The 23,520-nt window shown below is 67.8% G+C and carries 20 protein-coding genes and 2 tRNA genes; 5 read left to right on the top strand and 17 right to left on the bottom strand.

Features of this window, described 5'->3' with window-relative positions; translation table 11 throughout:
• Position 1: 1 nt before the first annotated feature.
• From mrdA to ACIBBB_RS10035, 8 genes are all read right to left on the bottom strand, one after another.
• Complete coding sequence (mrdA, locus tag ACIBBB_RS10000; RefSeq protein ID WP_398980510.1) at positions 2–2,347, bottom strand: penicillin-binding protein 2; 2,346 nt, start codon at positions 2,345–2,347, stop codon at positions 2–4.
• Positions 2,344–3,009 (bottom strand): rod shape-determining protein MreD, encoded by a 666-nt coding sequence (mreD, locus tag ACIBBB_RS10005; RefSeq protein ID WP_398980511.1) that lies wholly within the window; start codon positions 3,007–3,009, stop codon positions 2,344–2,346. Before mreD ends, mrdA begins: the two co-directional genes overlap by 4 nt.
• 11 nt (positions 3,010–3,020) lie before the next feature.
• Entirely contained in the window at positions 3,021–3,980 is a 960-nt protein-coding gene (gene mreC, locus ACIBBB_RS10010) for a rod shape-determining protein MreC (protein ID WP_398980512.1), read from the bottom strand.
• A 297-nt stretch (positions 3,981–4,277) separates the two neighbouring features.
• Positions 4,278–5,297 carry a rod shape-determining protein gene (locus ACIBBB_RS10015; protein ID WP_031231655.1) on the bottom strand — a complete coding sequence of 340 codons (1,020 nt, stop codon included), beginning with the start codon at positions 5,295–5,297 and terminating at the stop codon, positions 4,278–4,280.
• A 297-nt stretch (positions 5,298–5,594) separates the two neighbouring features.
• Complete coding sequence (ndk, locus tag ACIBBB_RS10020; protein WP_398980513.1) at positions 5,595–6,005, bottom strand: nucleoside-diphosphate kinase; 411 nt, start codon at positions 6,003–6,005, stop codon at positions 5,595–5,597.
• Between the two features lie 117 nt (positions 6,006–6,122).
• Positions 6,123–6,485, bottom strand: coding sequence for a DUF4233 domain-containing protein (locus tag ACIBBB_RS10025; protein ID WP_398980514.1), 363 nt, complete (start codon positions 6,483–6,485; stop codon positions 6,123–6,125).
• 4 nt (positions 6,486–6,489) lie between these two features.
• On the bottom strand, positions 6,490–8,013 hold the full coding sequence (locus ACIBBB_RS10030) for a bifunctional folylpolyglutamate synthase/dihydrofolate synthase (protein WP_398980515.1): 1,524 nt from the start codon (positions 8,011–8,013) through the stop codon (positions 6,490–6,492).
• Positions 8,014–8,091: 78 nt separating this feature from the next.
• Positions 8,092–10,713: a valine--tRNA ligase gene (locus ACIBBB_RS10035; RefSeq protein ID WP_398980516.1), complete on the bottom strand. Its 2,622-nt coding sequence runs from the start codon at positions 10,711–10,713 to the stop codon at positions 8,092–8,094.
• A gap of 137 nt (positions 10,714–10,850) precedes the next feature.
• On the opposite strand from ACIBBB_RS10035, the gene ACIBBB_RS10040 reads away from it, so the two are divergent.
• A complete protein-coding gene (locus ACIBBB_RS10040) occupies positions 10,851–11,798 on the top strand; it encodes a hypothetical protein (protein WP_398980517.1) in 948 nt (315 codons plus the stop codon).
• Positions 11,799–11,886: 88 nt separating this feature from the next.
• Here ACIBBB_RS10040 and clpX read toward each other — a convergent pair whose 3' ends face one another.
• From clpX to ACIBBB_RS10065, 5 genes are all read right to left on the bottom strand, one after another.
• Positions 11,887–13,179: an ATP-dependent Clp protease ATP-binding subunit ClpX gene (clpX, locus tag ACIBBB_RS10045; RefSeq protein WP_384325237.1), complete on the bottom strand. Its 1,293-nt coding sequence runs from the start codon at positions 13,177–13,179 to the stop codon at positions 11,887–11,889.
• A 144-nt stretch (positions 13,180–13,323) separates the two neighbouring features.
• Positions 13,324–14,007 (bottom strand): ATP-dependent Clp protease proteolytic subunit, encoded by a 684-nt coding sequence (locus ACIBBB_RS10050; RefSeq protein WP_398980519.1) that lies wholly within the window; start codon positions 14,005–14,007, stop codon positions 13,324–13,326.
• A gap of 53 nt (positions 14,008–14,060) precedes the next feature.
• The gene (locus tag ACIBBB_RS10055; protein ID WP_398980775.1) at positions 14,061–14,666 is read right to left on the bottom strand and encodes an ATP-dependent Clp protease proteolytic subunit; all 606 of its coding nucleotides are present in this window, start codon (positions 14,664–14,666) and stop codon (positions 14,061–14,063) included.
• A gap of 277 nt (positions 14,667–14,943) precedes the next feature.
• Positions 14,944–16,368 (bottom strand): trigger factor, encoded by a 1,425-nt coding sequence (gene tig / locus ACIBBB_RS10060; protein WP_398980520.1) that lies wholly within the window; start codon positions 16,366–16,368, stop codon positions 14,944–14,946.
• 178 nt (positions 16,369–16,546) lie between these two features.
• Positions 16,547–16,623: transfer RNA gene (locus tag ACIBBB_RS10065), tRNA-Pro, on the bottom strand.
• Positions 16,624–16,769: 146 nt separating this feature from the next.
• Between ACIBBB_RS10065 and ACIBBB_RS10070 the strand changes: the two genes are divergently transcribed.
• Together ACIBBB_RS10070 and ACIBBB_RS10075 are read left to right on the top strand one after the other, a co-directional pair.
• Positions 16,770–16,843: transfer RNA gene (locus tag ACIBBB_RS10070), tRNA-Gly, on the top strand.
• Between the two features lie 586 nt (positions 16,844–17,429).
• Positions 17,430–17,777 carry an Imm51 family immunity protein gene (locus ACIBBB_RS10075; RefSeq protein ID WP_398980522.1) on the top strand — a complete coding sequence of 116 codons (348 nt, stop codon included), beginning with the start codon at positions 17,430–17,432 and terminating at the stop codon, positions 17,775–17,777.
• A gap of 27 nt (positions 17,778–17,804) precedes the next feature.
• Here ACIBBB_RS10075 and ACIBBB_RS10080 read toward each other — a convergent pair whose 3' ends face one another.
• Together ACIBBB_RS10080 and ACIBBB_RS10085 are read right to left on the bottom strand one after the other, a co-directional pair.
• Positions 17,805–18,224, bottom strand: a complete 420-nt coding sequence (locus tag ACIBBB_RS10080) for a TIGR03668 family PPOX class F420-dependent oxidoreductase (protein WP_398980523.1) — start codon at positions 18,222–18,224, stop codon at positions 17,805–17,807.
• Between the two features lie 469 nt (positions 18,225–18,693).
• Positions 18,694–18,888, bottom strand: a complete 195-nt coding sequence (locus ACIBBB_RS10085) for a hypothetical protein (RefSeq protein WP_189107123.1) — start codon at positions 18,886–18,888, stop codon at positions 18,694–18,696.
• Positions 18,889–19,334: 446 nt separating this feature from the next.
• Here ACIBBB_RS10085 and ACIBBB_RS10090 point away from each other — a divergent pair, with 446 nt between their 5' ends.
• Positions 19,335–20,555, top strand: a complete 1,221-nt coding sequence (locus ACIBBB_RS10090) for an acyltransferase family protein (protein ID WP_398980524.1) — start codon at positions 19,335–19,337, stop codon at positions 20,553–20,555.
• Here ACIBBB_RS10090 and ACIBBB_RS10095 read toward each other — a convergent pair.
• A complete protein-coding gene (locus ACIBBB_RS10095; RefSeq protein WP_398980525.1) occupies positions 20,535–20,981 on the bottom strand; it encodes an HD domain-containing protein in 447 nt (148 codons plus the stop codon). The genes ACIBBB_RS10090 and ACIBBB_RS10095 overlap by 21 nt on opposite strands.
• A 142-nt stretch (positions 20,982–21,123) precedes the next feature.
• On the opposite strand from ACIBBB_RS10095, the gene ACIBBB_RS10100 reads away from it, so the two are divergent.
• On the top strand, positions 21,124–22,335 hold the full coding sequence (locus ACIBBB_RS10100; RefSeq protein WP_398980526.1) for a cation:proton antiporter: 1,212 nt from the start codon (positions 21,124–21,126) through the stop codon (positions 22,333–22,335).
• A 39-nt stretch (positions 22,336–22,374) separates the two neighbouring features.
• On the opposite strand, the gene ACIBBB_RS10105 is transcribed toward ACIBBB_RS10100, so the two are convergent.
• On the bottom strand, positions 22,375–23,520 hold the full coding sequence (locus ACIBBB_RS10105) for a PP2C family protein-serine/threonine phosphatase (protein ID WP_398980527.1): 1,146 nt from the start codon (positions 23,518–23,520) through the stop codon (positions 22,375–22,377).

The following is a 23,520-nucleotide window of genomic DNA, read 5'->3' on the forward strand; positions in this document are numbered from 1 at the left end:
GTCAGTCCCTCCGCGCGGGTGCGCCCGCGAGCTGTCCGTTGTCGTTCGGTGACCGCCCGGGACCTGCCGGTGGCTGCCCGGCGTCGGGTGCCTGCCCCGCGTCGGGCGCCTGCCCCGTATCGCCGGGGTCCTGTCCGGTGTCCGGTGCCTGTGCCCGGCCCGTGTCGCCCGGTGCCTGCGGCACCAGGCCGTTGTTGTCACCGGCAGGCGCGATCTCGTTGCCGTCCAGCGGCGTCTTGTCCGGTTTGAACGGCTTGATGGTCGGCGCGTCGATCGTGCCGTCCGGCTCGATCTTGGGCAGTGCCTTGCGCGGCTCGGGCATCAGGGCCTTCTTGAGATTCTGGCCGCCCTTCGCGTCGAGGCCGTACATCGCCTCGTAGATCTTGCGCACGGCGGGGCCCGAGGCTCCGGAGCCCGTACCACCCTGGGAGATCGTCATGACGATCGTGTAGTCCTCGGTGTACGAGGCGAACCAAGAGGTTGTCTGCTTGCCGTAGACCTCGGCCGTACCCGTCTTGGCGTGCATCGGGATCTTGTCCTGCGGCCAGCCGCCGAACCGCCAGGCGGCCGAACCGGTGGTCGCCACTCCCGCGAGGGCCTTGTCCAGTTGGTCGCGGAGCTTGTCGTCGATCGGCAGCTTGCCGTGCGACTTGGGCTTGATCTCCGTGACCTTCTTGCCGTCGGGGCTGACGATCGCCTTGCCGACGCTCGGGTCGTACATCGTGCCGCCGTTGGCGATCGCCGCGTAGATCGTGGCCATCTGGATCGGGGTGACGAGCGTGTCACCCTGCCCGATGGAGTAGTTGACCGCGTCACCGGCGCGCATCCGGTTGCCTTCGAGGCAGCCCTCGTACGCGAGTTGCTCGACGTACGTGCCGCCCTTCTTGCCCTGCTTGCACCAGTCGGCCTTGTTGGCCTCCCAGAAGTTCTGCTTCCACTGGCGGTCCGGGATGCGGCCCGCGACCTCGTTGGGGAGGTCGATGCCGGTCTCCTTGGCGAGGCCGAACTCCTTGGCGGTCTTGTAGAAATAGTCGTTGGCGCCCTTCTTGGGCTTGTTGCCGCCGTCCTTCTGCCACTCCTTGTGCGCGAGACCGTAGAAGACGGTGTCGCAGGAGACCTCCAGCGCGCGCCCGAGGTCGATGCTGCCGTAGCCCTGGGACTCGAAGTTCTTGAAGACCTGGTTGCCGATGGAGTACGAACTGGGGCACGGGTAGCTGCCGTTGAAGTCGTATCCGGCCTTGACCGCCGCCGTGGACGAGATGACCTTGAAGATCGAGCCGGGGGCCGCCTGCGACTGGATCCCCCGGTTCAGCAGCGGGAAGTTGGACTTCTTGCTGGTGAGCTTGGCGTAGTCCTTCGCGGAGATCCCGCCGACCCAGGCGTTGGGGTCGTACGTCGGCTGGGAGGCCATGGAGACGACCCGGCCGGTCTTGGACTCCAGGACCACCACGGCGCCCGCGTCGGCCTTGTAGTTCTGGTTGGTGTTGCGGTCGTGCTCCTTGCGCGCGGCCTTCATCGCCTCGCTGAGCTCGTACTCCGCGACCGCCTGCACGCGCGCGTCGATGGAGGTGATGATGTTGGAGCCCGGCTCGGCCTGGTCGCTCTTGGCCTGGCCGATGACCCGGCCGAGGTTGTCGACCTCGTAACGGGTGACGCCCGCGTCGCCGCGCAGGTACTTGTCGTACGTGCGCTCCAGACCGGAGCGGCCGACCTGGTCGGAGCGGAGGAACGGCGAGTCGGTGTCCTGCGCCTCGGTGATCTCCTCGTCGGTGACCGGCGAGAGATAGCCGAGCACCTGGGCGGTGTTGGCCTTGCCCGGCGCGGCGTAGCGGCGCACGGCGGTCGGTTCGGCGGTGATGCCGGGGAAGTCCTCGGCGCGCTCGCGGATCTGGAGTGCCTGCTGGGTGGTGGCCTCGTCGGTGACGGGGATGGGCTGGTACGGCGAGCCGTTCCAGCAGGGCTGCGGCGTCTTGTTGTCGCAGAGCCTGACCTTGTCCCCGACCTCCTTGGGCGTCATACCGAGGACGTCGGCGAGGCGGATGAGGACCGCTTTCCCCTTGTCCTGCATCTTCATCAGTTCGGTGCGGCTGGCGGAGACGACGAGCCGGGTCTCGTTGTCGGCGAGCGGCACGCCCTGCGAGTCGAGGATCGAGCCGCGGACGGCCGGCTGGACGACCTGCTGCACATGGTTGTTCTTGGCCTCGTCCGTGTACTCCGCACCGTTGCGGACCTGGAGGTACCAGAGCCGTCCGCCGAGGGTGAGCAGGAGCGAGAAGACCAGGATCTGGATGACGACGAGCCGGATCTGGACCCTGGGCGTCCGTCCGGTCTCCGGAATGTTGCTCACAGTCGTTTGACCCCCTTGATCCGTCCGGCCCGTGCCGCGCGCGACCTGGCCGTCTTCATGCGCAGCCCCCCGCGCTGGTTCCCGATCTTCAGTCCGGTCCCCGCGGCCAGCCAGCCGGAGGCGACGTCACTGCCGCCGCTCGACTTGTCGGCGAGCGGGTCGTTCTCCGCGCGTCTGGCCAGGGCCATGATCAGCGGAACGGTGAACGGTGCGAGCAACAAGTCGTAGATGGCCGATGTGACGACCAGGTTGGTGAGGCCGACATGGCGGGCTGCGGTGTCACCGACGAGGGCGCCGACGCCCGCGTACAGCAGCGTCGTGGTGACGGCCGCGCCGACCACCACGACCATCGGGCCCAGCGCGGTGCGCAGTTGGCCGTGGTCGGGCTTGGCGAGTCCGGCGAGATAGCCGATCACACAGAGCACAAGTGCGTACCGTCCCGCGGCGTGGTCGGCGGGCGGGGCGATGTCGGCGAGGAGCCCGGCGCCGAAGCCGATGAGCGCGCCGCTGGTGTGGCCGTAGACCAGGGCGAGCGCGACGACGACGAGGAGCAGCAGATCGGGTACGGCTCCGGGGAGTTGGAGCCGGGCGAGTACGGAGACCTGGACGACCAGCGCGACCACGACCAGGGTGGTGGAGAGCAGCATCCGGTTGAAGCGCATGGGGATCAGCTCTACTCCTGCTCGTTGACCTGACCGTCGCCCGGCGCTTCCTGGCCGTTGGGCGACGGGGTGGCCGTGACAGTGACGGTCGGTGTGGGCTTGGGCTTGGCGGGCTTCTTCGGCAGGACCATGTCGCGGGGGTCCTCGCGGGGTGCCTGGACGACGACGCCGACGATGTCGAGCTTGGTGAAGCCGACGTACGGGCGGACGAAGATGTCGCGGGTGAGGTCGCCGCCGGAGGGGTCGACGCGTACGACCTGACCGACCGGCACTCCGGGGACGAAGGGCCGGTCCTTGCTGGATCCGAAGGTGACCAGCCGGTCGCCGTTCTTCACCTTGGCCTTGCCGTTGAGGAGTTGGACGTTGAACGGCTGGTCGCCCTGGCCGGTGGCGAAGCCGAGTTCGTCGGAGTTCTCCATCCGGGTGCCGACGGTGAAGTCCGGGTCGTTGGCGAGCAGTACGGTCGCGGTGCCGGGGCCCACGGTGGTGATACGGCCGACGAGCCCGTCCCCGTTCAGTACGGTCATGTCGCGCTTGAGGCCGTCGGCGGCGCCCGCGTCGATGGTCACGGTCCAGGAGAAGCCCTGGGCCGCTCCTATGGCGATGACCTCGGCGGCCTTGATGCCGTACTGGCCGGCGCCGGCGGTCTTGAGGAGCTTGTCCAGTTCCTTCACGCGGCTGCGGTTGCGGTCGTCGCTGCCGAGCCGCTGCTTGAGCGCCGCGTTCTCCCGCTCCAGGAGACTGACGCGGTCGTGCCGCTCACCGGAGTCCCGTACGGCCCCGATGGCGTTGCCGACCGGGTCGACGGCCTGGGAGACCCCCTCTTGGACGGGTCCGAAGACCGAGGCCGCGGCCCCCCGGGCACCGTCGACGGGTGACGCCTCTCCCCCGCGGATATCCACCGTGATCAGTGCGAACGCGATGGCGATCAGCAGCACCAGGAGCAGCCGGCTCTCTCGTGTGTCCCTCACGTGCGGCGGCCGTGCCTTCCTCGTTGGAATGCCTCGTCGGATATTTTCGTGCGAATCGCGGGAATCCCCCGTAAGGGATTCGTCTCAATTGGCGCATCGGATTGGTCTTGTCTGTATATCAACGATCCACCGGCGAGGACGTCAGCGTTCCATATGGGGTGTCCCCCGGGCCTGTTGGGGGCCCGGGGGATATTCGCCCTTTTCATGATCTGCGCGGAGTCGGGGGTATACCGGCGGCGCGGTGGGGCGGGGTCGGTCGTCGGGCGGTCGGTGAGTGGGCAGTCGGTGGGCGGTACGTCATCTACGCGGCGAGGCGTCGAGCACCTGCTGGAGGGCTTCGAACTCCTCGACGCACTTGCCGGAGCCGAGAGCCACCGAATCCAGCGGGTCCTCGGCGATGTGGATGGGCATGCCGGTCTCACGGCGCAGCCGCTCGTCGAGGCCGCGCAGCAGGGCGCCGCCGCCGGTGAGGACGATGCCGCGGTCCATCACGTCGCCGGAGAGCTCCGGCGGGCACTTGTCGAGCGTGGTCTTCACCGCGTCCACGATGGCGTTGACCGGCTCCTCGATGGCCTTGCGGACCTCGGCGGCCGAGATGACGACGGTCTTCGGCAGCCCCGACACCAGGTCGCGGCCGCGGATCTCGGTGTGCTCGTCCTTGTCGAGGTCGTAGGCCGAACCGATGGTGATCTTGATCTGTTCGGCGGTGCGCTCACCGAGGAGGAGCGAGTACTCCTTCTTGATGTGCTGGATGATCGCGTTGTCCAACTCGTCGCCGGCGACCCGGATCGACTGAGCAGTGACGATTCCGCCGAGCGAGATCACCGCGACCTCGGTGGTGCCGCCGCCGATGTCCACGACCATGTTGCCGGTCGCCTCGTGGACGGGAAGACCCGAGCCGATGGCGGCGGCCATGGGCTCTTCGATGATGTGCACCTGACGGGCGCCCGCCTGGGTGGACGCCTCGATGACGGCGCGTCGCTCGACTCCCGTGATGCCGGAGGGCACACAGACGACGACCCGCGGGCGGGCCAGATAGCGACGCTTGTGGATCTTGAGAATGAAGTAGCGCAACATGCGTTCGGTGATCTCGAAGTCGGCGATCACGCCGTCCTTCAGTGGCCGGACGGCAACGATGTTGCCCGGTGTCCGGCCGATCATCTTCTTCGCTTCGGCACCGACCGCGAGGATGCCGCCCGTGTTGGTGTTGATGGCGACGACGGACGGCTCGTTGAGCACGATCCCCCGACCCCTGACGTACACCAGCGTGTTGGCGGTCCCGAGGTCGACAGCCATGTCACGGCCGATGAACGACATCTTGTTCCCCATGAGGATGCGTCTGGCCTTCCCAAATCGAGCATTGACGGCTTTTCAGGATGGCGAGGTGGATGCTGTGGCGTGGAGGCTTCCATCGTAGTGCCGCCCGTACTGAAGCGGGGCGGTAGATCTACCTGTTGATCCACCTCTAATAAAGGTGACGAGGTGTCGCAGCCATGCGTTCCCGATCTGGCTCCGCATATGCCGGGGGTGGCCGAATTCCGTCGGTCGCCGCAGGCGCTCTCAGCGCTGTATGGCTGACGTTTGATCAGGAAAGACCAGGGTAAGGGGTGTCTTTCAGTGCTCGGGAAAGAAAAGTTTCAGTTCCCGAATGGCGGACTCCTCGGAGTCCGAAGCGTGGATGAGGTTCTCCCGGACGATCGTTCCGAAGTCCCCCCGAATGGAGCCCGGCGCTGCGGCGATCGGGTCAGTGGGACCCGCCAGGGCGCGTACGCCCTCGATGACGCGCTCGCCCTCGACGATCAGCGCGACGACAGGGCCCGACGCCATGAACTCGATCAGCGGCTCGTAGAACGGCCGGCCCTTGTGCTCGCCGTAGTGCTGCTCCAGCGTGCCCTCGTCGAGCGTGCGCAACTCCAGCGCGGTGATGCTCCAGTCGGCCTTGCGCTCGATACGGCCGATGATCTCTCCCACCAAAGCGCGGCGGACGGCGTCCGGCTTGAGGAGGACGAGAGTGCGCTGGGTCATGGTGTGCGGCTCCTTGCGGGCATTCGCTGCGGGCAAACGGGTGAAGGTGGTGTGAGGCTACAGGTGCGCGCGTGGCGTGCCGTACCCGGTCCGGGTACGGACACTCCTGGGCTGTGACTAGGTCTGGGGCTCCGCCGACGTCTGCGCGGCGGACTGCTCGGCCCACCGCGCCTTCGCCGTGTCGATCTTGTGCCCGAAGTGCACCGAGGCCCACCACAGAGCGCCGAAGAGCACCCCGAGGAAGAACATCACCGGCACCATGAAACCGCCCGCGACCAGCGCCACCTGGAACGCCCAGCCGAGCTGGACCCCGCCCGGCCTGGTGATCATTCCGCACAGCAGCAGGGACAGCAGCATCGCGATACCGCAGACCGTCCACACGGTGGCCATCGACAGGTCGTCGGACTTCATGGCGACGAGCCCGGCGAAGCCGATCACGAAGAACTCGCCGATCAGCGTCGACGCGCAGAGCGTACGCATGCGATTAGCCCCTTCCCAGAAGCAGCCGGGCCTCGCCGACCGTGATCACCGAACCGGTCACCAGCACTCCGGCGCCCGCGTACTCCTCTTCCTCCTCGGCGAGGGTGATCGCCGCCTCCAGCGCGTCGTCGAGCCGCGGCTCGACCTGTACGCGGTCGTCGCCGAACAGCTCGACGGCGACGGTCGCCAGATCGTCCGCGCTCATCGCCCGGTCGCTGGAGTTCTCCGTGACGACGATCTCCGCGAAGACCGGCTCCAGGGCTTCGAGGAACCCCCGGACATCCTTGCCGGCGCTGGCGCCGACGACCCCGATCAGTCTGCTGAAGCCGAACGACTCACCGACCGCCGCCGCCACGGCCCGCGCGCCCGCCGGATTGTGCGCCGCGTCCAGGACGACCGTCGGCGAGCGCCGTACGATCTCCAGCCGGCCCGGCGAGACCACGGAGGCGAACGCCGAGCGCACCGTGTCCAGGTCCATGGGCCGGGCGTGCTCGGCGCCGATCCCGAAGAACGCCTCGACCGCCGCCAGGGCCACCGCCGCGTTGTGCGCCTGATGCGCGCCGTACAGCGGGAGGAAGATCTGCTCGTACTCACCGCCGAGGCCCCGCAGCGTCAGCATCTGGCCGCCCACCGCGACCTCGCGGGAGACGACACCGAACTCCATGCCCTCACGGGCCACCGTCGCGTCCATGTCGACGGCCCTCTTGAGCATCACCTGCGACGCGTCCACCGGCTGCTGCGCCAGGACGACCGTCGAACCCTGCTTGATGATCCCGGCCTTCTCCACGGCGATCTCGCCCGGCGTGGAGCCCAGCCGGTCGGTGTGGTCCAGGTCGATGGGGGTGACGACGGCGACGGAGGCGTCGATGACGTTCGTCGCGTCCCAGCTGCCGCCCATACCGACCTCGACGACCGCGGCGTCCACCGGGGCGTCCGCGAAGGCCGCGTACGCCATGCCGGTGAGCACCTCGAAGAAGGAGAGCCGGTAGTCCTGCGCGGCGTCCACCATGTCGACGTACGGCTTGATGTCCTCGTACGTCTCGATGAACCGCTCCGGGGAGATCGGTTCGCCGTCCAGGCTGATCCGCTCGGTGACCGAGGAGACGTGCGGGCTGGTGTAGCGGCCGGTGCGCAGGTCGAAGGCGCCGAGCAGCGCCTCGATCATGCGGGCCGTGGACGTCTTGCCGTTGGTGCCGGTGATGTGGATCGACGGATACGCCCGCTGGGGATCGCCGAGCACGTTCATCAGCGCCTCGATGCGGGTGACCGAAGGCTCCAGCTTGGTCTCGCCCCAGCGGCCGGCCAGCTCCTGCTCGACGGCGCGCAGCGCCTTGTCGATCTCCGGGTCGGTGGGCCGGGCCGGGACGCCGTCGCCCTGCGGAAGGCCCGTCTGGGCGCGCAGAGTGCGGCTTCCGGCCTCGATCACGGCCAGGTCGGGGTCGCGGGTGGTCTCGGCGTGGACGATGTCGTCGAAATCGTCGTCGTACTCGCCGGGCTGGTCAGGCTGGTCGGGCTGGTGCTCGCTCACAGGACCAGTCTACGGAGCGGGTACGGCGCAGCTGCCGCCCCGCCCCGTGAACCGGTGCCGGTGCTTCTCCGACCGCCGTCAGCTCTTCGGGAGAGCCGCGAGCTGCGCCGTGATCCGCTCGATGTCGGCCTCGGCCTTGGCCAGCCGGCCGCGGATCTTGTCGACCACGTTGTCCGGGGCCTTCGCGAGGAACGCCTCGTTGCCGAGCTTGGCCGTGGCCTGCTGCTTCTCCTTCTCGGCCGCGTCCCGGTCCTTCGTCAGGCGCTTGCGCTCCGCCTCGACGTCGATCGTCCCGGACAGGTCCAGCTCCACCGTGGCACCCGCGACCGGCAGGGTCGCGGTCGCCTGGAAGCCGTCTCCCGCCGCCTGGAGCCGCAGCACCTGCCGGATCGCCGCCTCGTGCGGGGCGAGCGGGGTCGCGGACAGGTCGAGCCGACCGGGGACCTTCTGGGCCGACTGCAGTCCCTGGTCGGCGCGGAACCGGCGGACCTCGGTGACGACCTGCTGGACGTGCTCGATCTCCCGCTCGGCGGCCGGGTCACGGAAGCCCGAGTCGGCCGGCCAGTCGGCGATGACCACCGACTCCTTGCCGGTCAGCGTGGTCCACAGCGTCTCGGTGACGAACGGGACGACCGGGTGCAGCAGACGCAGGGTGACGTCCAGGACCTCACCGAGGACGCGCCCGGAGACCTTGGCCTGGTCGCCGCCCGCGAAGAAGGTCGTCTTGGACAGCTCGACGTACCAGTCGAAGACCTCGTCCCACGCGAAGTGGAAGAGGCCGTCGCTGAGTTTCGCGAACTGGTAGTCCTCGTAGTACGCGTCGACCTGCGCGACGGTCTCGTTCAGCCGCGAGAGGATCCACCGGTCCGTGGCGGACATCTCCGGGGCGTCGGGCAGGGGACCCTCGACCGTGGCGCCGTTCATCATGGCGAAACGGGTGGCGTTCCAGATCTTGTTGGCGAAGTTACGGGAGCCCTGGACCCAGTCCTCGCCGATGGGGACGTCGACGCCGGGGTTGGCGCCCCGGGCGAGCGTGAAGCGGACCGCGTCGGATCCGTACGTGTCCATCCAGTCCAGCGGATTGACCGCGTTGCCGAAGGACTTCGACATCTTCTTGCCGAACTGGTCACGGACCATGCCGTGCAGCGCGATGGTGTGGAACGGCGGGGTGCCGTCCATCGCGTACAGGCCGAACATCATCATCCGGGCGACCCAGAAGAAGAGGATGTCGTAGCCGGTGACCAGGACCGAGTTCGGATAGAACTTCTCCAGGCTCGGGGTCTGTTCGGGCCAGCCCAGCGTGGAGAACGGCCAGAGCCCGGACGAGAACCAGGTGTCCAGGACGTCCGTGTCCTGGCTCCAGCCCTCACCGGTCGGCGGCTCGTCGTTCGGACCGACACAGACGGTCTCGCCGTCCGGACCGTGCCAGACGGGAATCCGGTGACCCCACCACAACTGCCGTGAGATGCACCAGTCGTTGAGGTTGTCGACCCACGCGAAGTAGCGGGACTCCATCTCCTTGGGGTGAATCGCGACCCGGCCGTCCCGGACCGCGTCGCCCGCCGCCTTGGCGAGCGGGCCGACCTTGACCCACCACTGGAGCGACAGCCGCGGTTCGACGGTCGTCTTGCAGCGCGAGCAGTGGCCCACGGAGTGGACGTAGGGCCGCTTCTCGGCGACGATGCGGCCGTCCGCGCGCAGCGCGGCGACGATGGCGGAGCGGGCCTCGTAGCGGTCGAGCCCCTGGAAGGGGCCGGGGGTCGTGATGACGGCCCGCTCGTCCATGACCGTGATGTTGGGGAGGTCGTGGCGGCGGCCGATCTCGAAGTCGTTCGGGTCGTGGGCGGGGGTCACCTTGACCGCGCCCGTGCCGAACTCGGGGTCGACGTGCTCGTCCGCGACGACCGGGATCGTACGGTCGGTGAGCGGCAGCTTGATCCGCTTGCCGACCAGGTGCGCGTAGCGCGCGTCGTCCGGGTGGACGGCGACGGCGGTGTCTCCCAGCATCGTCTCGGCGCGGGTGGTGGCGACGACGAGCGTCTCGTCCCCGTCGCCGTACTTGATGGAGACCAGTTCGCCGTCGTCGTCCTGGTACTCGACCTCGATGTCGGAAATGGCGGTGAGACAGCGCGGGCACCAGTTGATGATGCGCTCGGCGCGGTAGATCAGTTCGTCGTCGTAGAGCCGCTTGAAGATGGTCTGAACGGCCGCGGACAGCCCCTCGTCCATCGTGAACCGCTCACGGGACCATGCGACGCCGTCGCCGAGACGGCGCATCTGACCGGAGATCTGGCCGCCGGACTCTTCCTTCCACTGCCAGACCCGCTCGACGAAGGCCTCACGCCCCAGGTCCTGCCGGGACTTGCCCTCCTTGGCCAGCTCGCGCTCCACGACGTTCTGCGTGGCGATACCGGCGTGGTCCATACCGGGCTGCCACAGCGTCTCGTAGCCCTGCATACGCTTACGGCGGGTCAGGGCGTCGATGATCGTGTGCTCGAAGGCATGCCCGAGGTGCAGGCTGCCGGTGACGTTCGGCGGCGGGATGACGATGGTGTACGGCGGCTTCCCGCTCTTCTCGTCAGCCTCGAAGTAGCCGCGTTCTACCCAGCGCTCGTACAGCTTCCCCTCCACCTCGGCCGGCGCGTACTGGGTCGGCAGTTCAGGGTTGGCTGCGGGCTGCGCTTGAGAGTTCTCGGTCACGACACACAGTTTAGAGGCGTCACAGCTCTGCACTGAAACGGGATAGTTCGGTAACGGTGCGCCCCCCGATGGTCCATGACGCCGCTCCTTCAGTCAGGATGTCGGAAACGTATAAGCATCTGGAGGGGACAGAGCACATGAGCTACAACCAGCCGGGCCCGTATGGTGGGCAGCAGCCGCAGGGCCAGCCCGGACCGTACGGACAGCAGCCGCCGCAGGGCCAGCCCGGCTACGGGTACCCGCAGCAGCCGCCGCAGGGTGAGCCCGGTTACGGGTACCCGCAGCAAGCGCCGCAGGGAGTCCCCCAGCAGGGCTACGGACAGCCGCAGCAGCCGGGCCCGTACGGCCAGCAGCCGCAGCAGCCCCCGTACGGCGGAGCACCGGGCTTCCCGCCGCCGCAGGGCGCTCCGAAGAAGAAGACGGGCCTGATCATCGGCTCCGTCATCGTGGCACTCGCGGTGATCGGCGGTGGGGCGTACTTCCTGGTGGGCGGAGGCAGCAGTGAAGTCGCAGACGACGGTCCCCACAAGCTGATCACGCCGGCGACGGTGATCGACGGCGAGTACAAGAAGGGCGAGGGCACGGGCGACACCGGCGGCATGACCAAGAACGACCTCCAGGACGCCGAGAAGTGGGGCGTGAAGAACCCCAAGGACGTGAACGCCGGGTACCAGTCGGGGTCGGAGGACAACCCGCTGGCCGGGAAGCTGATCCAGTTCGGCGGCGTGTACGGCGAGGTCGAAGACCCGGAGAAGGCCGTCGACGCCATGTTCGACTACCTCAAGTCGGAGTCCGCCAAGGAGGAGGGCGAGGACGTCCCGAAGTTCGAGGGGGACGCCAAGTCCTTCGAGCCCGAGGGCCTCGACGGCGCCATCCTGAAGTGCCAGGCGGCCAAGATGGCGACGGGCGAGACGGAAGGCCCCTCCGAGGTGACCTTCTCCGTCTGCATCTGGGGCGACTACTCCACCCTGGGCTTCGCCATGCCGATCGACATGGCGAGCGCCCTCACGGGCAAGGCCGGCTCACTTGAGGACGCCGCCGCCACAACCGCCAAGCTGCGCAACGACGTTCGCGTCAAGCTCTGACGACACGCACTACCCCCGCGTCACGAGGAGGGGCGCCCGCCGGTCGGACCGGCGGGCGCCCCTCTTCTCGTACGTACAGGTGTCGCCGTTACGCGGACTTCTCGTGACGGCCGTCGTTCTTCACGATCCGCGGCTCGCGCGGGACCAGCGTCGGGTTCACGTTGTTGCGGACGACGTCCGCGGTGATGACCACGCGGGCCACGTCCTTGCGGGACGGAACCTCGTACATCACCGACTGGAGGACCTCCTCCAGGATCGCGCGCAGACCGCGCGCGCCCGTGCCGCGCAGGATCGCCTGGTCGGCGATGGCTTCGAGCGCCGGGAGGTCGAAGTCCAGCTCCACACCGTCGAGTTCGAAGAGGCGCTGGTACTGCTTCACCAGCGCGTTGCGCGGCTCGACCAGGATCTTGAGGAGCGCCTCACGGTCCAGGTTGTGCACCGAGGTCAGGACCGGGAGGCGGCCGATGAACTCGGGGATCATCCCGAACTTCACCAGATCCTCCGGCATGACCTCCTGGAACTGGTCGCTCTCCTCGATCTCGCGCTTGGAGCGGATCGTCGCGCCGAAGCCGATGCCCTTCGCGCCGGCCCGTGACTCGATGATCTTCTCCAGGCCCGCGAAGGCGCCGCCCACGATGAACAGCACGTTCGTCGTGTCGATCTGGATGAACTCCTGGTGCGGGTGCTTACGGCCGCCCTGGGGCGGGACCGAGGCCGTGGTGCCCTCCAGGATCTTCAGCAGGGCCTGCTGGACGCCCTCGCCGGAGACATCGCGGGTGATCGACGGGTTCTCGCTCTTGCGGGCGACCTTGTCGATCTCGTCGATGTAGATGATCCCGGTCTCGGCCTTCTTGACGTCGTAGTCGGCCGCCTGGATCAGCTTCAGCAGAATGTTCTCGACGTCCTCGCCTACATAGCCGGCCTCCGTCAGCGCCGTCGCGTCCGCGATCGCGAACGGTACGTTCAGCATCCGGGCCAGCGTCTGGGCGAGAAGCGTCTTGCCGGAGCCTGTGGGGCCCAGCAGCAGGATGTTGGACTTGGCGAGCTCGATCGCGTCGTCGCGGCTCGCGCCGCCGCCGTTCTCCCCTGCCTGCACGCGCTTGTAGTGGTTGTACACCGCCACCGAGAGCGCCTTCTTCGCGGGTGCCTGCCCGACGACATACCCCTCGAGGAACTCGTAGATCTCGCGCGGCTTGGGCAGTTCCTCCCACCGCACCTCGGAGGTCTCGGCGAGCTCCTCCTCGATGATCTCGTTGCAGAGGTCGATGCACTCGTCGCAGATATAGACCCCGGGGCCTGCGATGAGCTTCTTCACCTGCTTCTGGCTCTTCCCGCAGAACGAGCACTTGAGCAGGTCGCCGCCATCACCGATGCGTGCCACGAGGTGCTTCCCCTTCGCCTGGGAGCAGCCTGGTTCAGCGGCTCCTGTGCCTCATACCCGACGGTACCTTGCCTGGCCCCCCGTACGGGCCCCCCTTGGCACGGTTCACGAGGACGTGAGACCGCGCCAAGGGCACCGGACGGGTCAGGCCGCTGCCGCCGCCGTGGTCTTACGGGTCGAGACGATCTGGTCGACCAGACCGTACGCCAGAGCGTCCTCGGCGGTCAGGATCTTGTCGCGCTCGATGTCGTCGCGGACCTTCTCGATCGGCGTCGTGGAGTGCTTGGCGAGCATGTTCTCGAGCTGCGCGCGCATGCGCAGGATCTCGTTGGCCGCGATCTCCAGGTCGGAGAGCTGCTCGCGGCCGGTCTGGCTGGACGGCTGGTGGATCAGGACGCGCGCGTTCGGCAGGGCCAGGCGCTTGCCCGCCGTGCCGGCCGCGAGCAGGACCGCCGCCGCGGAGGCGGCCTGGCCCATGCAGACCGTCTGGATGTCCGGCTTCACGAACTGCATCGTGTCGTAGATGGCCGTGAGGGCCGTCATCGAGCCGCCGGGGCTGTTGATGTAGATCGAGATGTCACGGTCGGGGTCCATGGACTCCAGGCACAGCAGCTGCGCCATGACGTCGTTGGCCGACGCGTCGTCGATCTGGACACCGAGGAAGATCACGCGCTCCTCGAAGAGCTTCGCGTACGGGTCGTACTCGCGTACGCCCTGCGAGGTGCGCTCCACGAAGCGCGGGATGACATAGCGGTTGTCCACCTGAGGGCCGGTGTAGAGGCCGCTCGCAGAGGCGCCGGGAATGTTGTTCATAGGGGTGTTCACCATCCTGGTGGCGTTCGATGGGGTGACGTGGCCGGTCCGGGGCGTACTGATGGCCCTCAGGCGCCGGTGCCGCCGCCGCCCGGAACACCCGAAGCAGCGGAGATGATCTCGTCGATGATGCCGTAGGACACGGCCTCCTCGGCGGTGAACCAGCGGTCGCGGTCACCGTCGCGGATGATGGTCTCTTCGGTCTGGCCCGTGTGACGGGCGGTGATCTCGGCCATGCGCTTCTTCGTACGGAGCAGCTGCTCGGCCTGGATCTTGATGTCGGAGGCGGTGCCGCCGAGGCCCGCGGAGCCCTGGTGCATGAGGATGTCGGTGTTGGGCAGCGCGAAGCGCTTGCCGGCGCTGCCGCCGGTCAGCAGGAACTGGCCCATGGAGGCCGCCATGCCCATACCGATGGTCACCACGTCGTTCGGGATGTACTGCATGGTGTCGTAGACAGCCATGCCCGCCGTGACCGAACCACCGGGGCTGTTGATGTAGAGGTAGATGTCCTTCTCGGGCTCGGCCGCGAGGAGAAGGAGCTGCGCGGTGATCTTGTTGGCGATGTCGTCGTCGACCTGCTGGCCGAGGAAGATGATCCGCTCACCGAGCAGTCGGCTGTAGACCTGGTCGCCGAGGCCACCACCGAGGGAAGGCTCGCCGGCGGCGTAAGGCATCAGATTCGTCACGTGTCCACCTGCTCGTCTCTGACGGCTCCGGCCGTCTCAGCGTCTTTCGTTCCGGGGGACGGGGCATTCCCCAGCCCTCGTATTCATGGACCCTAACGCGCTGGTCGGCGGGCGCCATCCCGCTTCCTGGACTGTTCGCTGGCAGCGCAAGGTAGTTGGGTCGTGGCAGAGGCGGGGGCACCCCCGCCGGGCCGGGCAGGGGTACGGAGCGGGCCCCGGGCGCGAGTCGCGTCCCGGGGCCCGGAGATCCGTCGAGCGAGGACGCTCAGCCCTCGTTCTTCGCCTCGGGCTTGTCGTCGTCCGCGGCGGCGTCGGTGTCGGTGTCGTCGGAGGACGCCTCGACGGTCGCGGCGGTCTCGTCCGCCTCATCCGCCTCGTCGTCGTCCTGGAGGTCGACGACCTCACCGTTCGTGTCCGTCACCTTGGCGGACTCGACCACCACGGCGAGCGCCTTGCCGCGGGCGACCTCGCCGACGAGCATCGGCACCTGGCCGCCTTCGACGACGGCCTGCGCGAACTGGTCGGGCGACATGCCGGAGGACTGCGCGCGACGCATGAGGTGCTCGGTCAGCTCCTCCTGGCTCACGTTCAGCTTCTCCTTGTTGACCAGCTCGTCGAGGATGAACTGGGTCTTGATGCCCTTGACCGCCTGCTCCTTGGTCTCCTCGTCGAACTCCTCCTCCGTCTTGCCCTGGATCTCCAGGTACTTCGGAAGGTCGAGGCCCATCTGACCGAGCTGGTGGTGCTCCAGGTTGTGCTTACGGGTCTTGATCTCGTCCTCGAGAAGCTTCTCGGGGATCGGGACCTCGGCCAGCTTCAGCAGCTCGTCGAGGACGCGCTCCTGGGCCTGGGTGGCCTGGTCGTACTGCTTCATGTTGCCGAGGCGCTTGCGGCTGTCCGCCTTGAGCTCCTCAAGGGTGTCGAACTCGCTCGCCATCTGCGCGAAGTCGTCGTCCAGGTCGGGCAGCTCGCGGGAGGCGACCTGGGTGACCTTGACGGCGACCTCGGCGTCCTTGCCCTCGGCGGCGCCGCCCTTGAGCTGGGAGGTGAAGGTGGCCTCGCCGCCGGCCTCCAGGCCGGTCACGGCCTCGTCGATGCCTTCGAGCAGCTCGCCGGAGCCGATGGTGTACTGCACGTCACTCGCGACTCCGTCCTCCAGGACCTCGCCGTCGACCTTGGCCTCCAGGTCGATCGTCACGACGTCGCCCTCGGCGGCGGCACGCTCGACGGGGTTGGTGGAGGCGAAGCGCTCACGAAGCTCGTCGACGGACTTGTCGACGTCCTCGTCGGAGACGCCGACCGCGTCGACGGTGACCTCGATACCGGAGTAGTCCGGGATCTCGATGACCGGACGGATGTCGACCTCGGCGGTGAAGGAGAGCAGCTCGCCGTCCTTCAGCTCCTTGATGTCGACCTCGGGCTGCCCGAGGACATTGAGCTCACCCTCGTTGACGGCCTCCGTGTAGAACTTCGGAAGGGCGTCGTTGACGGCCTCCTCCAGCACAGCTCCACGGCCGAACCGCTGGTCGATGACGCGGGCCGGGATCTTGCCCTTACGGAAGCCCTTCACCGTGACCTGGTCGTTGATCTTCTTGTACGCCGCGTCGAGGCTGTCCTTGAGCTCCTCGAAGGGCACCTCGACAGTGAGCCGAACCCGGGTCGGGTTCAGGGTCTCCACGGCGCTCTTCACGGTTCGGTCTCCTTGGTGGCTGATTCTGGGGTTCTGCCGTACCCGCCGTGACTCCGGCGGACCAGCGGATTCGGCCCGGTTCTTCACAGTCTCTTCAGACACACGGGCACGCAGCTTGCATAGTAGCCGCAACCAGGATGACGCCCGCAACGCGATCATGAACAAGCACGTGTACTGATGGTCGGGGTGGCCGGATTCGAACCGACGACCTTCCGCTCCCAAAGCGGACGCGCTACCAAGCTGCGCCACACCCCGTCGGTGCGACACGTAGGGTACATGCCCGCGGACAGTGCGCCGGACGTATTTACCGGTACGTGAGCGACGGGGAAGCGGTGTGCGCCGAGGGCCACGGACCCGCTACGATGTTTCCGGTGCGGTGGTCCTCATGACCTGCGGCGCACGCGGGCGTAGCTCAATGGTAGAGCCCTAGTCTTCCAAACTAGCTACGCGGGTTCGATTCCCGTCGCCCGCTCCATATGACTCAGGGCCAGGTCGGAGAGCGCTTCTCCGGACTGGCCCTGAGTCGTTGCTGATCCGCAATCCGCCCTACGTGCCCGCTGCGTGCCCGCTGCGTGCCCGCTGCGTGCCCGTTCGAGGCGGTGCTGTGGCCCATTCTCGTCATCAACTCTCGGGGACTCGCACCCGTCGCCGCAGCCAGGGTGTTGCCCGTATGCCGAAGGTCATGGAAGTGCAGACCCTTGGTTCCCGCTTGATGAGACGCGTTGCGCCACAGCCAGTTGAAGGGGTTCCGGCGGGGAGTCGCGCCCTTGGCCCCTGCCAAGGGCGGGTACATGGCGGCGTCGGCGGCGGTCAGCGCGTCGGTGAGCGAGGGCTCGGGGAGGTCGGCCAGGTGGCAGAAGCCCGCCGACGCGGCGATGGGCAGGAGGCTCCCGCCGTGCGGGACCGGGCGGTTGAGCGCGGAGACCAGTGCCGCGGGCCCGCTGGTCTTGGCCGGGTCGGTGACGATGGCGGCGAGCTCGTCACCCGGACCAAGAAGTCAATCTTGTAGTCGTGTGCACCCTTGTCGCTGCGGTGCCGTCGAGCATGGATATCGTCGCGTCATGGACACGCGTGATCCGGCACCGTTTTTGCTTGAAGACATCGAGTTCGATCCCGGTCACAGCCTTCGGCTCACAGACTGGGACGAGCTGGTGCCGGTGCTCCAGGCTGCGGACCGGGAGGGGAACGGATATACCTGGGATGGCATCGCACGACTCCTGGCAGCCCGGCATCTGCCCAATGCGGCGGATCAGTTGGAGCACGACTCCGAATCCGGGATGTTTGCCGTGTACTCGTCGGATCGCGCGGTCCTTGAAGCTCTGGGCGTCCTTATGAGCGATCTGTATCGATCACCGGAACGACTGGCTGCCTTCCTGGCCTCGGCCGATCCTGATCTGTTCGACGACTGACCTCTGTACGTGGTCCCACCGTCAGCGTCACTCCGAGAAGGCCCAACCGCTCCAGCGATCTACGCGGATGATCACCAAAGGGCCGACGGGAGGGTTCTCCGTGTACTGCTCGTATTTGTGTTCCAGCAGCTCAAGAGCCTGAAGGCGTTCGCCTCCGTCTTCCTGGATCTCGGCGTGGCCGTCGGCACGGGTCCACCAGAGTCGGGTCCAGTCGGAGTCGAAGTGATCGACCAGGAGGGCGACCTTCGGATTCTCGCGGATGTTCCGCAGCCGCCGCAGGTTCCACGTGCTCTTCGGCTTGTAGTCGATCGCGAAGAAGATTCGGTCATCGCTCAGCGTGAACGTTACGGGCACGACGTGGGGGGTTCCATCGGCGTCCGCCGTTGCGAGCCGCGCGACAGGTGCGACCGCGAAGCGGCTGCGAGCCTCGGTGGAGTCGAGCTTCATGAGAGCAACGTACCCACGCCGACGCGGACCATGGGACAGGCCTCGCCCCAAGGCAGCTCCCGCCCGAAGCCGCTCCACCGACCTCACGTAGACGTGCTTCCGCAGCGCCGATGGAGGCACGGGAGTCCGATCTTCGGCGGGCACAGCCTCGCGAGCCGGATGATTTCGGGGATGCCAAGCCGCGAGGGCGCCGCGACATCCGCCACGTGCCCGACCATGCGGCGACCAACGGGACACAACGGGGAACAGCGGTTCGGTGCCTGCTGGCCCGCAGGTCGACGAGTTCCCTGCTCAGCCGCCATCCTCGTACGGGATCTTCCAAACTAGCCACGCGGGTTCGATTCCCGTCGCCCGCTCCACATGACTCAGGGCCAGGTCGAAGGATGCTCCTCCGGACTGGCCCTGATGCGTTGGTACTCCGAGTCGGACGGGTGGGGTCGGGGGCAGGGCCTGATCCGGACAGCAGGCCCTAGAAGTTGATCTGGTTGATCGTCTCCGCCAGCGAGTTCAGGAACCTGTTCACCGACGGGGCCATGTCCGTGGATGCCAGGAAGAAGCCGAACAGGATCGCGACCGTGGCGGGGCCGCCCTTCAGGGAGCCGCCGCGGATCAGCACCACGAGGACGATCGCCAACAGCAGCACCACAGACAGTGAAATAGCCACAACTGATCACACCCTCGGTCGGTCCGCCTTGCCGGCCGCGGGAACTCACGGCCTCGCACATTCCCGCTCCCTCCATCGTGCCACCAACCTCCGCCCAGGTGGCGTCCCGTGACGAATCATCGAGGAAAGGATCACGCCAATCGCCCCGGCGGGAGCGCCGGGTGCGGCGCCGGTCGCGCGCGGGGCAAGGGAATGAATGGGCACGTCATTCGATGCGATCATTTCCCGCTTCCACAGTCGGCTCACAGCCAATTCAGAGCGGGTCCAGGACAGTTCGGCGGTTGAATTCACGCGGAGTCATATCGAGGGTCACAGCCTGATGATATGCCCTATTTAAGGGGGATTAACAGGGGCATATCTACCGGTGAGAGGCTGTTTCGGTGTCGAACACCCCAGTTGCCCGGGAGGTTTTACTCATCGCATTGTGCGGCGCTAAGGTTAATGAGATGTCCCCAGCTCCGCACGGATATGAGAGGGCTCCGCTCCCCCGCTCGCGGGAGCTGGATCCCGTCCCCCCAACTGCACGGACCGCATCGGCCGCAGTGGCCGAAACCCCTGTACGGACCCCTCAGGGTTCCGCGAAGTCGACACCCCCCACCGCCAAGACGTCCACGAAGCGAGACGCGTTCTTCGACAACGCGAAGTACCTGGCCATCGTGCTGGTGGCCATGGGCCACGCCTGGGAGCCCGTCATGGAGGGCAGCCGGGCGACGAAGGCGCTCTACATGGTCGTCTACTCGTTCCACATGCCGGCCTTCATCATCATCTCCGGCTACTTCTCCCGGAGTTACACCGGCCGCCCCCACCAGATCAGACGCCTGGTGACCGGGATCGCCGTCCCGTACATCGTCTTCGAGGTCGCGTACTCGCTGTTCAAGCGGGTCACCAACGACCCGGGTCACCCCATCAGTCTGCTCGACCCCTGGTATCTCACCTGGTTCCTGGCCGCGTTGTTCATCTGGCGGCTGACCACTCCCGTCTGGCTGTCGCTGCGCCACCCCCTGCCGGTCGCCCTCGGCATCGCCGCGCTCGCCTCCTTCACGCCGAACATCGGCGAGGACCTCAATCTCCAGCGCGTACTGCAGTTCCTGCCCCTCTTCGTCCTGGGGCTCGTACTCAAGCCCGAGCACTTCCAGCTGGTGCGGCGGCGTGAGGTCCGGCTGCTGGCCGTGCCCGTCTTCCTGGGCGCGCTCGCCTTCGCGTACTGGGCGGCGGTCCGGATGCAGAACGCGTGGTTCTACCACAACAGCGCGGCGCAGGACCAAGGGGCGCCGTGGTGGATGGGCGTCGTCATGACCTTCGCGATGTTCGGCTGCTCGGTCGTGCTGACGGCCGCGTTCCTGTCGTGGGTGCCGCGCCGCAAGATGTGGTTCACCGCACTCGGCGCGGGCACCATCTGCGGCTATCTGCTGCACGGTTTCCTGGTCAAGGGCGCCGTCTACAGCGGGATCTTCGACACGAACGCCTGGCTGAACGAGCCGGCCGGCCGGGTCTTCCTGACCCTGCTCGCGGGCGCCGCGATGACGCTGCTCTGTACGCCGCCGGTGCGCCGGCTCTTCCGCTGCGCGACGGAGCCGGAGATGACGTGGGCGTTCCGGCAGGACGCGGTGTCCGGTGCGGGGCCGCACAGGACGGGCGACGTCCGGTCAGCGGGGCAGGCCAAGTAGCCGCCGTACCTCCGCGTATTTCTCGGTGAGCCTGATCCGGGTCGCCTCGTCCAGCACGGCGAGGCGGCCCGGATCCGCGTTGTGGGCCAGGTCCGACTCCTTGACGAGCAGCGCGCCGGGGGTGGCCAGAATGCGATGGGCGTACGTGGCGGTGTCCTCGCCCTTCACCTTCGTCACCGCCAGGACCATGGCCTTGACCGGAGCCGGCAGCGCGGCGGCGTCGAGCCATTCGCGGGAGAGCGCGTCGTCCTCGACGGAGTCGTGCAGCCAGGCCGCCGCGATCTGCTCCGCCGAGCCGCCGCGCGCCCTGACCCCGTCGGCGACCGCCTGAAGGTGCTCCGTGTACGGCCGGCCGGCCTTGTCGGTCTGGGCGGCGTGTGCCTCGCGCGCGATGAACTCCACCTCGGCCAGGCTGAGATACGTCATATGTCCGACTCCATGGTGTGTGTCAGAAGTGGCAGAAGTTGCAGGGTAAATCGTTTGGTAAACTAATTACTTACGATTCCTTGACGCTCCTTTGACTTGATGGAGGAACGGTCCCATCGGACACGCAGACACGCTCATAGCCATGGGCGGCGCCTTCCTCGCCGCCGCTTTCCTCGCCCGTCTCGGCAGCCGGATCGAGCTGCCGACGATCCCGCTGTTCATCCTGGCCGGAATCCTGCTGGGACCGCACACCCCCGGCATCGTGCTCGTCTCCGATCCGCACGACCTGGAGATGCTGTCCGCCCTCGGCCTCGTCCTGCTGCTCTTCTACCTCGGCCTCGAATTCCATCTGGACGATCTCAAGGCGGGCGGCCGCACGATGGCCCTCGCCGGCGGCGCGTATCTCGTGCTGAACGTGGGCGCCGGGCTCGGCTTCGGCTTCGCGCTGGGCTGGGGCACGTCCGAGGCGCTGGTCCTCGCCGGTGTGCTCGGTATCTCCTCGTCCGCGATCGTCACGAAGATCCTGGTCGACCTGGGCCGTATCGGGAATCCCGAGACGAGGCCAATCCTTGGGATCATCGTCGTCGAGGACATTTTCCTGGCGCTCTACCTGGCCGCGCTCCAGCCGATCCTGTCCGGCGCCGACAGTCTCTCGGCCGCGCTCGCCGACGGCGGGAAGGCGTTCGGATTCCTGCTGTTGCTGGCTCTGGCCGCGCGCTTCGGCAAGAAGGTCATCGGCCGCCTCATCAACACGAAGGACGACGAACTGCTCGTCATCTCCTTCCTGGGCGCCGCGGTCTTCATGGCCGGGGTCTCCGAATGGTTCGGGGTCGCGGACGCGATCGGCGCGTTCATGGTCGGTCTGATGCTGGGCAGCACGGCCTCCGGCGACCGGATCCGTACGCTGGTGCACCCGCTGCGGGACGCGTTCGGTGCCATCTTCTTCTTCGCCTTCGGGCTGTCCATCAACCCGGGCGACCTGCCGACGGTGCTCTGGCCGGTCGTGGCGGCCGTCACCGTGACACTGACGATGAATGTGCTGGCCGGGCTCGTGGCCTCGCGCGTCCATCGTTTCGGCTCCGGCCCCGCGGCGAACATCGCGACGACGCTGGTGGCACGCGGCGAGTTCGCCCTGATCCTCGCGACGATGGCGGCGGGCGCGGCCCTGGACGAGCGGCTTGCCCCGTTCATCGCGGGCTACGTCCTGATTCTCGCGGTCCTCGGCCCGCTGGCCGCGGCCAAGTCGCACTGGCTGGCACGGGTGTTGCCGGGCGGCGGGCGAGGTGGCGGCGGCGGTGACGGCGAGTCCGTCGGCGGCGGTGAGCTGTCGCCGGTGAAGACGTCGGGCGCCTGACCGGCGACGGGGGCCGGTGCGGACGGGGCCGGTCGGGCCTCAGCTCTCGCGGCAGAGCAGCAGCAGCGCCCTGTCGTCGTTCACATGCTTCGCCACCGACTCGATCAAGTGCCAGGCCGCTCCCACGAAGCCAGCCGCGACATACCGGTCCGCCTCGCCCGAGAGCCGGTCTATGCCCTCGCTGAGGTCCCGGCCCGACGCCTCGACCAGGCCGTCCGTGAACAGCATCAGTACGTCGCCCGGCAGCAGGACGCCCTTCACCGGGTCGAACTCCGCGTGATCGTAGACACCCAGGAGCGGACCCTCCGCCGCCATCTCCTCCCAGCGCCCGCTGCCCGCGTGGAGCTGGAGCGCGGGCAGATGGCCCGCCGACAGCAGCTCGTACTCCCCCGATTCCAGGTCCAGCACCAGATGGATGGAGGTCGCGAAGCCCTCGTCCCAGTCCTGGCGGAGCAGATAGCCGTTGGCGGCGGGCAGGAAGCCCTCCGGCGGAAGCGAGCCGAGCAGGCCGCCGAACGCGCCGGACAGCAGCAGCGCGCGTGAGCCCGCGTCCATGCCCTTGCCGGAGACGTCCGTGAGGACGACTTCGAGCGTGCGGCCCCCGTTGGTGCGGGCGGCCACGACGAAGTCGCCGGAGAAGGACTGACCGCCGGCCGGCCGCAGCGACATCTCGCGGTGCCAGCCCTTCGGCAGCTGCGGCAGGGCGCTCTGGACCCGGATGCGTTCGCGCAGGTCGAAGAGCATCGTGCCGCCGCGCCGCCACGGCACGCCCACGCGGGCCCTGAACTGGGCGATCAGCAGCCCGAAGAGCCCGCAGGCCGCCACCACCAGGACGGTGCCGGGCGTCACCGTGGCCGGCCCCTGGTCGTACGGGCCCAGGACGAGCGATTCGACGATCAGCGCGGTGGCGGCGGCCGCGTACAGACTCAGCAGGCTGGAGGGCCGCAGCAGCAGTCCCCCGGCCACGATCGGCAGGACCAGCGCGGACGGCGCGAACCAGACGGGGATCGCCATCGTGGCGATGGCGATTCCGGGGACGGTCAGGAGCAGTCCGACGAGTGCGATCCAGTCCGAGCCGTCGCCGCGGAAGTAGTCGACTCCGGATTTGCGCACGCCGATGCGGGCCCGGTGCAGCGACCTGCGCATCCGGGCCGTGTACGAATCCGCCTTCGCGCCACCGGCCAT

The organism is Streptomyces sp. NPDC051217, from assembly GCF_044455465.1.
Classification (GTDB): domain Bacteria; phylum Actinomycetota; class Actinomycetes; order Streptomycetales; family Streptomycetaceae; genus Streptomyces.

What these genes read in the sequence shown, in the direction of transcription:
- ACIBBB_RS10080 (WP_398980523.1), bottom strand. Translation starts at nt 18,224, where the DNA reads ATGAAGCTCGACTCCACCGAGGCTCGCAGCCGCTTCGCGGTCGCACCT.
- ACIBBB_RS10025 (WP_398980514.1), bottom strand. Translation starts at nt 6,485, where the DNA reads ATGCGTACGCTCTGCGCGTCGACGCTGATCGGCGAGTTCTTCGTGATC.
- ACIBBB_RS10015 (WP_031231655.1), bottom strand. Translation starts at nt 5,297, where the DNA reads ATGTCGTTCATCGGCCGTGACATGGCTGTCGACCTCGGGACCGCCAAC.
- ACIBBB_RS10075 (WP_398980522.1), top strand. Translation starts at nt 17,430, where the DNA reads ATGGACACGCGTGATCCGGCACCGTTTTTGCTTGAAGACATCGAGTTC.
- ACIBBB_RS10040 (WP_398980517.1), top strand. Translation starts at nt 10,851, where the DNA reads ATGAGCTACAACCAGCCGGGCCCGTATGGTGGGCAGCAGCCGCAGGGC.
- ACIBBB_RS10100 (WP_398980526.1), top strand. Translation starts at nt 21,124, where the DNA reads ATGGGCGGCGCCTTCCTCGCCGCCGCTTTCCTCGCCCGTCTCGGCAGC.
- ACIBBB_RS10090 (WP_398980524.1), top strand. Translation starts at nt 19,335, where the DNA reads ATGTCCCCAGCTCCGCACGGATATGAGAGGGCTCCGCTCCCCCGCTCG.
- mreD (WP_398980511.1), bottom strand. Translation starts at nt 3,009, where the DNA reads ATGCGCTTCAACCGGATGCTGCTCTCCACCACCCTGGTCGTGGTCGCG.
- ACIBBB_RS10095 (WP_398980525.1), bottom strand. Translation starts at nt 20,981, where the DNA reads ATGACGTATCTCAGCCTGGCCGAGGTGGAGTTCATCGCGCGCGAGGCA.
- ndk (WP_398980513.1), bottom strand. Translation starts at nt 6,005, where the DNA reads ATGACCCAGCGCACTCTCGTCCTCCTCAAGCCGGACGCCGTCCGCCGC.
- ACIBBB_RS10055 (WP_398980775.1), bottom strand. Translation starts at nt 14,666, where the DNA reads ATGCCTTACGCCGCCGGCGAGCCTTCCCTCGGTGGTGGCCTCGGCGAC.
- ACIBBB_RS10105 (WP_398980527.1), bottom strand. Translation starts at nt 23,520, where the DNA reads ATGGCCGGTGGCGCGAAGGCGGATTCGTACACGGCCCGGATGCGCAGG.
- ACIBBB_RS10050 (WP_398980519.1), bottom strand. Translation starts at nt 14,007, where the DNA reads ATGGTGAACACCCCTATGAACAACATTCCCGGCGCCTCTGCGAGCGGC.